Source organism: Butyricicoccus sp. AM32-19 (assembly GCF_003480365.1).
Classification (GTDB): Bacteria; Bacillota; Clostridia; order Oscillospirales; family Butyricicoccaceae; genus Agathobaculum; species Agathobaculum butyriciproducens.
In genome coordinates this window covers 29,583-42,274 of sequence record NZ_QUIX01000006.1, presented here as the reverse complement: position 1 = coordinate 42,274, position 12,692 = coordinate 29,583, and the positions used below count along the sequence as shown (strand labels likewise).

The following is a 12,692-nucleotide window of genomic DNA, read 5'->3' as shown; positions in this document are numbered from 1 at the left end:
GTTAATATGGTATCTCGCACATACCTCGGCTTGTTTCAATAAAGCAACCGCCCATATCCAAATCTCGCCCGTAGGCTTCATAGTCAATGTAATTCTGTAAGCTGGGTGGAATGTCCCCAAGTGCCTGCAATTCGTCTATGTAGTAGTAGGCAACATCTGTCATGGTTTCACAGTCGGGATAATAGTAAATATCGTCCTTATGTTCCACGACTTCTTCCAGCGTCCCATAGTGGCTGATAAATTCGTCCAGACACTCTACAATATAGTCGGGAAGTTCCTCTATCATTTCATACATCTCATTGAGTTCTTCAATGGAAACATACTCGCCAATCGCAATGGGAAAGTTGTCGGTATCATGGATAGCGTATTCCTCATACTGTTCATTCAAGCCGATTTTTTCTTTCACATCTTCCTCGTCAATGGGGAACGTGAACCAAGCACCGACTAAATAGCCCTCATTGTATTTGCCAAGATTAGCAATATAAACCGCCATATCATCAATCATAAGCACCACCTCATTTCCTACTCTGGCAGTTCAAAGATACCGTGTTCTGTTACTAAAAATTTCCCGTGTTCCTGCAAGTGAGAAGCGTAGGCTTCAAAGTCAAAGTAGTATTCTTGACAGTCCTCGGATAAATGCTTGAACATCGGGTCGTTCATCAGCTTTTGCCTTGCAACATCTATCATGCTTTTACAGTCGGGATAAACAATAATCACGTTCCTGCAAATATAAAGTGCTTCTAAATTTTCAAACACCGTAAGTAGTGATACATATTCTTCCTGCATATCACTTGAAAGCTGGCGGTACATAAAATCTAATTCGTTGAGCTGGTACACGCTGGTGTGTTCGTGGACTTCATCAGCATAAGGCAACACCTTTTCGATAATACGATAATCCCCACTTTCTGCACCGATACCTAACTTTTCTTCAAACTCGGCAACATCTATCGGCAGGTCGAACCAGTATGATATTGTTTCTTCGCCAGTTGTTCCTCTCGTTTCCACCAGCACCCTTGTTTCCTGCATTGTTCCTCACGTCCTTTCTGTTGCTTCATCACATCTTTTAAGCTCTGGTACGACATACCAAACACATACTTTGAAAAATCTTCTAACTGTTTTATATCATAATTCGTAAGCGGTAATCGCTTCATTTCATGCCACACTTTACGCTTGTAAGAGGGCAGGTTAGAAATATAATCACAGCCGACGTTTGCCTGCATATCCTTAAAAATATCGCTCATTTCATCACTCCAATCTGATTTTAGGTAAGAAAAAAGCAGTCAATCCTAAGACTAACTGCTTTATGTATATGGATATAATTTGATTAAGTTTTAAAACCAGTTTGTTTTTTCATCTCTAAATTGAGGGTTATCGCTGTGTTGATATGGATTATAGTTATTCAGATTGCAACCATATTCTTTTAATGATTTGATTTTGTTATCTTCTGTCCATTCAATTAAGGAAATACCGTCAAATTCTTCAACGCTTCCCGTATTCATTTCATTTTTAAAATACCATTCTACGACAGTTTGATTTTCTTTATGAAAGAACTGTTTAATATCCCAAATAATGACTTTACCACGAGTATTCCATTCATTAAACCAATGTTTTACTGTTTTAAGATTTTCATATTTAGGACACCAGCTTTCCGTATAAACAACATCTTCTGTAAAAATTTTATCTATTCCTAAGTCTTGCTGTTTCAACCACATATCAAACCATAAACGAATAATTTTTTCTCTCTCATTCAAAATAGAACACCTCGATTACTTCTTTTTTCACATTATAGCACCCATACATCAGCCCCACAATAAAATTTTATGCACCGATAATCTTATTGAACAGCTCTAACAGTACATCTTTCACACCGCCAGCATTGAATACCAAGCCGACAGCAATCAAGGCAACTACCAAGAAACCGATAAGTTTTGAAAACTCACGCTTGAACCCTAAGTAGATACCGATAACCACAATCGACATAAGCACTAAGCTCTGTGCGTTGCTTAAAAACCATTGATACAAATTTTGCCCGAAATTCATGTTATTTGTCCTCGCTTTCTTTTAATTTCTTCATTTCATAGTCAGCTCCTTTGCCAACACTTAAAATACACATCAAGGCTACGCCGATACCCGTTCCAACAGATACCAGCAGGAAGTCTTTCAATAATTCCCACATTTTTTCATCACTCCTAACTTTCTACTAAATCTTTTGCAGGGGTCGTCTGCTGTTTGATTATCATTTCATGCTTTTCTGTGAGCTTTGCCTGCTGTTCGATAGTTTTCATGTAGTCTGTTCCGTTTCCCTTATCAATCCTTTTCAGCATTTTCAAGGTCGGTGCTACCTGCCGTTGTACCCACCGCAATGTACGGTCTAAGGTGTAAGGCTCTGGCTTTGTCGTCAGCTTCAAGCTCTGTCTGTTATCGCCGATAAACCACGCCCAGCGGTCATTGAGTTTCCAGTCATTTTTTCGCTTGTCTGCTTCTTCATCAACAAACCGCACATACTGGTTGATGATAGAAAAGGCAGTCTGCTCTGCGTCATAATAGGTCAGCAAATCTCGTACTGCATAATAGGCACGTTCATTTCTAAGCCGTATCTCAAAACGGTTGATAATGTCGGCTTCTTCCAGCGGTGTCCCTAACTTGACGTACTGCTCATAGTCCTTTTCATAGATACAGAAATACACATCTGATTTTAGCGAACCAAGATAAAGGGTGCGTCCCATATATTCTCTGTCGTCCTCTCTATGCTTGATAAGCTCGCCCGACTGATAAAACTTATAACTTCTGGACTTTCCGATATATTCCCGTTTCCTGCATTTTTCCGCAAGCTCTGGAATATCCAAAATACCCGTATGGTCGTTGATAGCAAGGTCGATACGCTTCATCACGCCACCGTCTATGAGTGCGTCCATGAGAAAGTCATACCAACTTCTTTGTTGTGCCAGCAGGTAACTTTCAAACTGTCGGCAACCACGCCCCTTTAACTCTAAAAGGACACCTTTTTCTTCGTCAGCCGACGTATAGATAAAGATGTCCCCTAAAGAATAATGCTCCGTATAACTGTAATGTCCGTAATCTTCATGGAGCATATAATTGATATTCAGTTTTAATATATCTTTGATGATGTGCTGTATATCCAGCGTGGGAAAACGAATTTTCACATAATCAAACAGCATGGTAAGCGGTACTTCTGGATTGAACCTTGCCAGTTCCTTATGCAGAGTTTCCAGAAGTTCCTTTGACGGCTTCATTTTTCCACTTTCTATCTTGTTGAAATATTCCCTTGTGATACCAGAAGCCACCGCCAGCCTGCCTTGTGAGATACCGTAAGCAATCCGTTTCTCCCGTAATTCTTTTATCCGTTGTTCTTCATTCAGAACCATACCCCCAATCTGTAAAGTGTGAAGTTTTTTAAGGCGACTTCACAGCCGATTTTTGCTAGAAAACCATGCCAGAAGCCTTATGTTTCCTATGTTTTTTGTCTATTGTCTATTTGCAAACGTACCCCTCTGTTAGATACCGAGGGGTTTTACCTGCTGGCGTGGCTGACGCCACACCAGCAACGGCTAGTCCGTGCCGTCGCCTTTCGCTTCGCACGTCGCCGTCCCGTCCTGCCTTGCTTGTGCAAGAGAGCTGATAGTCTGTAAAAAATCATGTCCTTTTGGGACTAAAGGCGTGTAAAACTCACTTATGACGCTTGTTCCCACATCACAATAGCCACGCCCCTTGATACGCTTCTGGAAAAACTGCTTTTTCACATCTGAACCAAACAGCATACCGTAACCTAATTCGCTGATACGCCCAAGTCCCACACGGAAATTGAAGTTATCTCTGATACCATCTGAAAAATACTTTGCGTCTGGACGCTGGCAGGCAACAATAAGGAAATAACCTGCTTGTCGCCCTAACATAACGATTTTCTTTAACTGGCTAAGTAAGCTCACGCTTTCTTTTGTCCCCAACATTTCAAAAAACGCTACATATTCATCAAAGATAAGAAAGCAGGGTGGAAGTCCCAGATAGGCGTAGTTTTCGCCCGTCTTATAGTTCGGGTGTTGCTTCATTTCCTCACTTCGCCGTACCATGCCCTCATAAAAGGCATTGACGCAATCAATCATTTCTTCTTTGGTGTGATAGACATTAGGCATGACTGTTCCCAAGTCTGCAAGGTCGCTGTTCTTTGGGTCTAAGATATAAAGGACAGCGTTGGTATGCAGTAAGGCTTCAATGAGCGTCAGCAGAAAATAAGTTTTACCGCCACCAGTCCCACCAGCAATCAAAGCGTGAGGGAGTGCGTCATATTCCCACACAAGATTTTTCATCAGCCTAAGACAGCCGTTTTCTGCCCATACTTCATCAATGGTAATGCGGTTTGCTATCATGTCATAAAGCAGGGTGTATTCAATATAGCCGTCATGTAAGGTCTTGTCGGTCAGCTCGCAATACAAGCCACTTTCCAATTTATCCTCTAACCGTAAAAGCTGGTCTTGATATTTTCCTAACGTGATTTCACAGCGGATATGGAGCAATCCCTTTTCCATTTGATAATAAATCTTTGGAAACCAGACGATTTTTTCCCTTGATCTGCTTTGCAGGTCAGTAAAAAAACCGCTGTCTTGTACGGTATCGGCTTCATACCACTTATTTTCCAGTATCATTCGTGCCAGCTTTTGACGGTGCAATAGCTTCTTGAAACTGTCGTAACAGAAGCGGTAATACAGAAAAGCGACCAATGCACAAACACCAGTCGCTATCAGCACAGTTATGAAGTTGTAAGGGGAAAGCGTCAAGCCGTTTTCTAACAAGCTGAAATGTTCCCAGTCGGTACGCATGAGCTGTTTGATGTTCAGTAGCAGAAGAACCGCCATGAATACAAACAGAAGCGTCCCTATGGAAAAGTGGTAGACAAGGTGCTTGTCGCTGGCTCTGATACGGTGTCCTTTGTTCCAAATCATACGCATAAATCAATCCTTTCTAGGTATGAAAAAAGCAGTCAATCCTAAGACTAACTGCTTAATCAACAATAAAGTGTAAATTTTATTGTTTCTTTTCTTCTTTTTTATCTTTTTTATTTTTTCTATCCCACCAAGTACCTGCTAATGAACAACTTCCGCCCATAACTATAAAGCCAATCATAATAAGCCAAAATTCCATGATTTCTCCTCCCTTTTAATTTGTTAAATGCTGGCAAATAAAAATTACAACAAAACATATAATAAGTGCGATTACACCTGCAATGAATGCAAATATGATTTTTTGATAATTTCTTTTTCCTATTTCTTGTTGTGTTTCATCATGCGTTAATTGCTTTCCGTCAATAAATGCCAAAATTTCTTTATAGGTTTGAATGTCATGGCTCTTTTTGAATTTTTCAATCTTACTTGCCGTATAGAGCGTTATTGCAAACAAGCATAACCAAATAATAATTCCTATATTTCCCTTAATACTAAATAAAGGATAGGCACTTATGGCTACGACTATCAATTCAATTAGGAAAACTACACTTATCACATTAAACTTTTTAATAGTTGCTTTTTCTACAATCTCCCTCATCTCCTTTATATCTTCTTTTATAAAATTATCTAAAGACACATTGAAGATATTAGATAAAGTAATTAAACTTTTAACATCTGGACAACTTTTATTTGTTTCCCAGTTAGAAATTGTTTGTCTTGAAACAAATATTTTAAGAGCCAGTTCTTCTTGAGAAATTTTTTGTTGTTCCCTAAATTTTTTGATTTGTAATCCAATATCCATCTTGAATCTTCTCCTTTATTGTATATGAATATAGCTATTTTGTCTGTCAAAAGCCTTTGACATTGCCATTTTCCCTTGTCAAAATAGTTTTACATGGCTTAAAACAGAACTTTTCAACTAATTATATCGGTTCTATATATAAGTTACAAGAAAAATATGGGCTCACATTTATTTTTTCATCTGTCCTTGCGGTACATGGTTCTGTGGATTGCCTGCGTTCTGATTGCCTTTATTCTTCAACACAATATCCTCTGCCTTTACATACCAGTCCACATCTGCACCCGTATAGGTTTTTCGTGATACCGTATCGGCTACTGGATTGACAAGCTCCACAACTGCATTGTACGGAAATTCCCTTACTGGTACTTCTGGCGGTACAGACACGGGGATAATTCCACCATGCAGACTGCACTTCAAATCATAGATACGCTTTTTAAGCTGGGTACTCGGTGTCCCGTCCTCATTCTGCAAGAATACATCACGCACTGCTGTAAATTTTAATTCTCCAAATGTTTTCTCTTTGTCAATAACAAAACCGTTTGATAATCTCATAATATTTTCACTCCTTTACTTTTCTTCAACTGCTACAATATCATCAGCAAGTAACACATAATCGGTATGTCCCATATCCCCAATTGCGTAACCTCTGCCGTATAATTTCGGATTGACAAGTTTTACTTTCTGTTCATACTTGAAATGCTTTTCGCCAGCCTGCACGGGAATTTCCACGACAACATTTTCGCCTTTCTGCACATCAGAATAAAGGTTGTAGCTTCGTCTGGCTAAGACCCTGCGGTTATTTTTATCTCTTTCAAAGATAGGCTCGCTTTCGCCTGCAAATTCAAGTGTTCCAAAAGACTGTGCCATATCTGGCACGACATATTTCATTTCCATATTGTTTTACCTCGTTTCTTTCTATATTTGATAAGTTTTTGATAGTGATTTCTTATTCTGGCGGTTAGGGAAGTACCAGCAAGTCCCCAGATAGTAAAGGGTAAAATAAATGCTTACGCACCCTTGACTATCCGTGTTCTTGCAGGTAAGTAGCAGACAAGCCAGAATAAGCGGAAGTCTGCCGACACGGTATCGGCGGAGAACGTGATTTTTCTTTTCTCATATCGTTACCGCCTTATGATTTCTTCATTTTACGGCGTTTGCAGAAGAAGATACCTGCCAGTCCAGCACCAGAAGTTAGTAATAATGCAAGCAGTCCGTAAAGGTTCGTGTTATCGCCCGTTTTTGGACTGTCTGTTTTATGCGGTGTATCTGGTGTCTGTGGTGTTTTGGGTTTCTCTGGTTCTTCTGGGACTTCGGGTTTTTCCTTAAAGGTAATCGTCTGTCCCTCGTTGTCAATGTCTTTATGCTCGGTAACTTTCTTCGGCTCGTCTGGATTGCTTAAATCGTACAATTCTTCAAAAGTTACAAGCTGTTTGCCGTCAAGAGAAGTAGCGTCAAAGGTAAAGGCAACTTCCGCTTTCATAGTTTCGCTGTCTGCGGTAAAGGTGTAATCACTTTCCACACGTTTTCCATTGATAAGAAGCTCTGCATTTTCTTCTTTCAACATCTGCCAGCCTACAAGTTTGTACTGTGTGCCGACTTCTAAGCCCTCTAAGGTTATGGTATCAATGATTGTTACCTCTTTTCCAGCTTCAAGCTCTTTGTTGCCGTCCTTATCGGTAGCAGTCGTATGAATTTTGATGATACGCTCTGTGATAAGTACCGTCTGTCCGTCGTCCTCAATGTCTTTATGTTCCGCAACTTTTACGGGTTCTTCTGGATTGCTCAAATCGTATAATTCCTCGAATGTTACCAGATTTTTACCGCCAAGCTCGGACGCATTGAATGTATAAGTAATTTCCACTTTCATAGCTTCATCATCAGCGATAAAGGTATAGTCATTTTCTACACGCTTTCCATTGATAAGAAGCTCGGTGTTTTCTTCCTTTAACATCTGCCAGCCTTTGAGCTGATATTTTGTGCCTTTTGTAAGTCCGTCTAATTTGACGGTATCAACGATTGTTACCTCTTTTCCTGCAAGGATTGTCTTTTCGCCGTCCTTACTGGTCGCTGTGGTATGGATAGAGATTTCTTTTTCGTATTCATCAGTCAAAGTACCTAAATCAATCACAAGGTTATTTCTTGATACCACGATTTCAAAAGGTGGGATAAGCTCAAAGCCTTTGTTACTATCGCAACGCATTTCTTCAATGATGTAGGTATCATAAGGCAACGCCCCTTTGCTGTCGTCTGGTTTAGAAGTTCCAAACCATACACCGTCCTCGCTGGTCTTTCCTGCGTTGGTATTATGCTTATGAGAAGCCCAGTCAGAAGAAGTGGAGAATTGCCCGTTATCATCAGTTACCACAACATGACTTTCGCCCGTTGTCTTGCTTGTGATCCTAAAGGGAACATCAGCAAGACGCTTGTGTGTGCCTGCTCCGATTTTTACGCCCTCAATATCTCCACGCTTAATCTGATTGTAGATAGAATGGGCTTCGTCGGTTAAATCAACGATTTTTCCATTCTCTGTGATTGCAAAATCAATCGGTTTTGCACCGTCTGTCAAATATCCGTTTGGAGCTTCACTCTCAACGATACGGAATTTTCCATAAGGTAAAAGGTCAGCAGACGTAGAAGCGACACCCTCAATGTCTGTATGGATTGTCTTTACCACTTCATTTTTCTTGTATAGCTTGCCCTCAACCAGTACCGCATTATCATTTAAGGAAATGATGTCAAAGGCAGTATCTTTCAAAGTGGCACTTCCTTGTGGTTTTGTATCGCCCGTTTCTAAATCTCGTTTCTGAATTTTCACACCGCCACGGATAACCTTGTCTGATACAGAAAACTGGTTACTTCCAGTCAATACGGCAAGGTCGCCGTCCTCGGTAATCTGTGTTACATATAAGCCCTTAATCTGTTCGGACTTATCGCCAGCCTGCATATATGCACCGTCCAGCAAGTAACCGTTTGGAGCTTTTGTTTCTTCTACGGTTAGTGTTCCAAGTGGAAGAACGGCTTTGCCGTCCTGCATATAGAAACTGTCGCCAGATACCTTGTATGCGTCCGCTAATTTTGTAACATAGTGGATTGTACCGTCGCTGTCTGTTTCGGCGATTGTCTTTGTAACCCATGTTCTTGTAGCTTCGGCAGGGAGATTGTCTTTATTGTAGAAGCCAGTATAATACTTCCATGTAAATTCCGCACCTGCTAAAGAAGCGTTCCCCTGCGGATTGTCTTTCTGTGTTTCCATATCAATCTTGAAGAGTTCAATCAAAGTGTCTGTTACCTTTGGTGTATCTGATACGTTCAAGGTCGCTGTCTTTCCAGCTTCAACCTTTAAGGAATATATATTTGTATCAACCTTATATCCTGCTGGTGCGGATAATTCCTTGATATAGACTGTGTCAGCCGTTACCTCTACGACATCTGTATTTCCGTTTTCATCAGTCGTAAGGGTGGCAAGCTGTTTCGTGCAGTCCTTATCAGCAAAGACACCGTATGTCGCACCAGCGATAGAGTAATTCCCGTTACCGTCTGTAATGCTGGTATTACTGGAAGTCTTTTGAAGTTTCGCATTTCCAACATTGAGTTTCGCCCAGAATTGTCCCAATTCCTGCCCCTCGCCAGAGTAGATATAACCGCCACATTCATAGCGTCCTTTATTCTCTTTGACAAAGGCTTTTGCACCAGCGAAAACTTCGTCCTGCGTTGCCTTTGGAATTTCATCATAAGAAGCTCGCACGTTATCGCATTGCCAGCCAAGATGTACGCTTAATCTCTGCCAGACAACAAGCTGTCTTAAAAGGTAGGCGTGGTTTTTGCTTATTCCGTTGTGGCTGTCTGTGTACTGTTTTACATATTCGATAGATAAGGCAACGTCGCTTATCTGGTCGGCACTCATACGGGTGCTTGCGTCAGCTCTGGTCTTGTAGCCATTCTTAAAGTCTGTGTTAATGTCGATACAGTAAGCGTCCTCGCCCTCAACGGTCAAATGTCCCTCATTAAAGGTAGAACCAATCGAACCGTCATTCATTACTTTTTCAACGATACCGACACGCTCTTTTGACTCCGTCCAGTATTGCTTACTTTCTGCATGAACGGGTGTAGTCGGCAAAGCAGTAACGACAGTTGCAAGAGCTAAGAAGCCCGTACACAATCGTTTTAACATCTTTTTCATAAATCTAATGCTCCTTTCATTTTTGGTAATAAAATAACCGTCCATAATGAACGGCTGAAAATAGAAAAGGAACGTCATTTTAGGCGTTCCATAGTCTATGAGTTATTCAATTTTTCTTGTTTCAATACTGATGTGCTGTACCATATCTTTGCATATCTAGGAAAACTTGCGTATCAAGGCTCATTCAATGGTAGTAAATAAGTAGTAAATTGATGTGTTTGTTTCCTTGAAAATGCTGATAGATACTGTGTTTTAGCGGATAATCAGATTTTTATTGTGTTTTTAGCCATAAAAACCTCCAAAAACGTACATTTGTTCGATTGCATGATTGAAAATATAGCAGACCCCAAGGGGAGAGGGTCTGCTGTTTATTTTTATGCGCACTTTTGGCAGGGCGTGCGGCTGCCGACCTGATCCATCGTGACTGCGCGGGCATTCTTGCCGGCACAGCTTGCGGAACGGTGCCAACGCTTGCCGCTGGGCGTGATGTAAACAGTCTCACTCTGCTGAGCGGCGGCCTGCTCCTGCGCTGCTTGCTGAGCCGCTGCAGCTTCGGCGGCTGCCTGTTCTTGCGCAGCCTTTTCAGCTGCCTCCTGTTCGGCCTTAGCCTCAGCTTCTGCCTGCTCGGCTGCTCGATCATGGACAGTAACTTGTCCGGTCTGTTGCACATCACTGTCGGCGGCGCGAACGGTGTAGTCTGCGGTGCCTGCGGCTTTGCCAGTAAGCGTCACCTCTACGCGTGCCGGATCGCTGAGACATTCCGCCGATACGGCAAGCACATCGCTGTCTGAGGTGGTGGCATATACTGCGTCAGCGGTCATCGCAAAGTCGGACGGATCAACGGTATAGGTCAGGGTCTGACTGCTGCCGAGGTCAATCTCGGTAACAGCATCGCTTGTCTGCGTCAGCTGTGTAATGACTGCGGCCTGTGTGCCATCGTTAGCCGTATCGGTCTGCTTGTCTTTATCATCCGTGCCACCGATGCAGCTGCCAAGCGCACCGATAATCAGCAATGCAATAAAAGCATATACGGCACAGCCACAGCAGCCGTTTTTCTTCTTTTCTTCCTGCGGCTGTGCGGGCGGCAGATCGGGACGGGTAATGGTATCCAGCGGTTCATTGGAGGCCGACGTGCTGGCGGCTTTAGTCTTGCTGCCGCCGATCTTCTCGGTTTTGCTGTACGACAGACCGGTGCCAGGCAGACCGACGGTCGTAGTTTTGCGACCGTTACTGTTGACCGACACGCGGGCACCCTTGACGCCGGCGGAAATGCCGACCGACTTCTTGCCGATATTGAGCCGCACGCCGGGTGCGATTTTTACAGATTTGCGAAATCTGAATCCCATATCCTAAACCCCTTTGTCGAGGTGTTCAAATTGAACACCTTTATTTTTTTACTCAAATTTATAGTTTTTGCGCTCTGTGTAGTAGGAGAGCGCCCAACGCATGAAATCTTCGGTCACGTCAAAATACTCGGCCAAGTCCCACACTTCGGTGATGCCGCTTTTCACGGCCTGCTTGAGCTTACCCCAAGGGATAAGCCGGTATACTGCCCAGGCGTTTGCCTTGTTCTCGTGCTGCTCGCGGACATCCAGCGGTGTGTACTGATTATAAAATCCGCCGTAGACACAGTGGCCGAGTTCGTGCGACAGCTTGACTGCCTCGTCCGCTTCGGAGCGGATCTTGGTCGGGTCCAGAGCGATGGCGCAAGTGCCACCGATTGGAACCGAGAAAGCCTCGGCTGTCTGCATGGGGAAGTAGTCCACGTCAATGTGGTTCCGCCATGCGTATAGATATAAGCTCGTTCTGCGATCCATAAAGTTACCTTTTGCTATATTGTTCACGCTTGAAACGTGCGTATGCCTTGATGTCCTCTAATGTTGCATCGTCAATGTCAGTCGTGCCGAAAAGCGCAAACTTGATGTCATCATCGTCCAACGTTGTGCGCGTATCGGATCGAATGTCGGTCTTTTCAAGCAGGTAATCGGTTGATACACCAAAGAAAGCAGCCAGTGCGGCTACCGTGGCTGTATCCGGATCACGTGCGCCTTTTTCCCAGCTTGAGATGGTACTCTGTGCCACATGGAAGTGCTTGGCTAAATCTTTCTGTGATATCTGCTTTTCGGTGCGCAACTCTTTAATGCGTATCATACAGTTCACCTCGTTGGTATAATAGCACTTTTTGTGATATCAGAAAATATGATATTTCAAAAAGTGAAAAATATTTTCAAAATAGCTTGACATATTACTCGCAGTGATATATAGTAAATAACACAGAGAGTAATATTAGGAGGTGACACAATGAAACGGATTAAAGAGTTGCGACAGGCAAAGGGTCTGCGGCAGGTGGATATGGCGGCACATTTTGGTGTTGGCCAGACCGCAATAGTCAAGTGGGAGAGCGAAGGATTGTACCCTCCGTCCCGACTGCTGCCGGACATCGCAATCTACCTCGGCTGCACGCTGGACGATCTGTACAAGGACGAAAAGGAGGTAGTCTAAATGGCATCGAACAAGTATATGACTGTCGATCAGCTTGCCGAGCGCTGGATGTGCTCGCCGTCATACGTTCGCACCTTGCTCCGGAGCGGCCAACTGTCAGCAGTAAAAATTGCAGGCTGGAAGGTCCGCCAGGATGAAGTCCTGCGTTTTGAAAAAGCAAAGGAGCAGGCCGACACAGAAGCGCTGCGGCAACAGCGTATCGGTTACATTCTGTGATAATTTTATCACAAGGAAGAAAGCGAGGACAACG

General features: G+C 42.8%; 16 protein-coding genes. 2 read left to right on the top strand and 14 right to left on the bottom strand.

From position 1 onward, the window contains the following. Window position 1 precedes the first annotated feature (1 nt). The 14 genes from DW806_RS06875 to DW806_RS06795 form a co-directional block, all read right to left on the bottom strand. A complete protein-coding gene (locus DW806_RS06875; protein WP_002323345.1) occupies window positions 2-505 on the bottom strand; it encodes an antirestriction protein ArdA in 504 nt (167 codons plus the stop codon). Window positions 506-522: 17 nt separating this feature from the next. Beyond that, the gene (locus DW806_RS06870; protein WP_003062492.1) at window positions 523-1,026 is read right to left on the bottom strand and encodes an antirestriction protein ArdA; all 504 of its coding nucleotides are present in this window, start codon (window positions 1,024-1,026) and stop codon (window positions 523-525) included. A 305-nt stretch (window positions 1,027-1,331) separates the two neighbouring features. Continuing rightward, window positions 1,332-1,751 (bottom strand): nuclear transport factor 2 family protein, encoded by a 420-nt coding sequence (locus tag DW806_RS06860; RefSeq protein ID WP_003060053.1) that lies wholly within the window; start codon window positions 1,749-1,751, stop codon window positions 1,332-1,334. A gap of 67 nt (window positions 1,752-1,818) precedes the next feature. Continuing rightward, window positions 1,819-2,040, bottom strand: a complete 222-nt coding sequence (locus DW806_RS06855) for a hypothetical protein (protein WP_003060793.1) — start codon at window positions 2,038-2,040, stop codon at window positions 1,819-1,821. 1 nt (window position 2,041) lies between these two features. Continuing rightward, window positions 2,042-2,176, bottom strand: a complete 135-nt coding sequence (locus tag DW806_RS06850) for a DUF3789 domain-containing protein (protein WP_003061156.1) — start codon at window positions 2,174-2,176, stop codon at window positions 2,042-2,044. A gap of 13 nt (window positions 2,177-2,189) precedes the next feature. Next, on the bottom strand, window positions 2,190-3,386 hold the full coding sequence (mobT, locus tag DW806_RS06845; RefSeq protein WP_003062030.1) for a MobT family relaxase: 1,197 nt from the start codon (window positions 3,384-3,386) through the stop codon (window positions 2,190-2,192). 183 nt (window positions 3,387-3,569) lie between these two features. Next, window positions 3,570-4,964, bottom strand: coding sequence for an FtsK/SpoIIIE domain-containing protein (locus DW806_RS06835; protein WP_003062524.1), 1,395 nt, complete (start codon window positions 4,962-4,964; stop codon window positions 3,570-3,572). Window positions 4,965-5,172: 208 nt separating this feature from the next. Beyond that, entirely contained in the window at window positions 5,173-5,760 is a 588-nt protein-coding gene (locus tag DW806_RS06830; protein WP_003061262.1) for a helix-turn-helix domain-containing protein, read from the bottom strand. A 168-nt stretch (window positions 5,761-5,928) separates the two neighbouring features. After that, window positions 5,929-6,312, bottom strand: a complete 384-nt coding sequence (locus DW806_RS06825) for a YdcP family protein (protein ID WP_003062614.1) — start codon at window positions 6,310-6,312, stop codon at window positions 5,929-5,931. Between the two features lie 15 nt (window positions 6,313-6,327). After that, window positions 6,328-6,654, bottom strand: a complete 327-nt coding sequence (locus tag DW806_RS06820) for a YdcP family protein (RefSeq protein ID WP_003059926.1) — start codon at window positions 6,652-6,654, stop codon at window positions 6,328-6,330. 235 nt (window positions 6,655-6,889) lie between these two features. Beyond that, complete coding sequence (locus tag DW806_RS06810) at window positions 6,890-9,940, bottom strand: SrtB-anchored collagen-binding adhesin (protein ID WP_003060618.1); 3,051 nt, start codon at window positions 9,938-9,940, stop codon at window positions 6,890-6,892. Window positions 9,941-10,314: 374 nt separating this feature from the next. Beyond that, complete coding sequence (locus DW806_RS15400; RefSeq protein ID WP_199677286.1) at window positions 10,315-11,286, bottom strand: DUF4236 domain-containing protein; 972 nt, start codon at window positions 11,284-11,286, stop codon at window positions 10,315-10,317. Between the two features lie 48 nt (window positions 11,287-11,334). Beyond that, complete coding sequence (locus DW806_RS06800; RefSeq protein WP_118729521.1) at window positions 11,335-11,757, bottom strand: ImmA/IrrE family metallo-endopeptidase; 423 nt, start codon at window positions 11,755-11,757, stop codon at window positions 11,335-11,337. A gap of 4 nt (window positions 11,758-11,761) precedes the next feature. Beyond that, the gene (locus DW806_RS06795) at window positions 11,762-12,091 is read right to left on the bottom strand and encodes a helix-turn-helix domain-containing protein (protein ID WP_118729520.1); all 330 of its coding nucleotides are present in this window, start codon (window positions 12,089-12,091) and stop codon (window positions 11,762-11,764) included. A gap of 150 nt (window positions 12,092-12,241) precedes the next feature. On the opposite strand from DW806_RS06795, the gene DW806_RS06790 reads away from it, so the two are divergent. Beyond that, window positions 12,242-12,442 (top strand): helix-turn-helix domain-containing protein, encoded by a 201-nt coding sequence (locus DW806_RS06790; protein ID WP_118729519.1) that lies wholly within the window; start codon window positions 12,242-12,244, stop codon window positions 12,440-12,442. Beyond that, window positions 12,443-12,658, top strand: coding sequence for a helix-turn-helix domain-containing protein (locus DW806_RS06785; RefSeq protein ID WP_118360492.1), 216 nt, complete (start codon window positions 12,443-12,445; stop codon window positions 12,656-12,658). Window positions 12,659-12,692 lie beyond the last annotated feature (34 nt).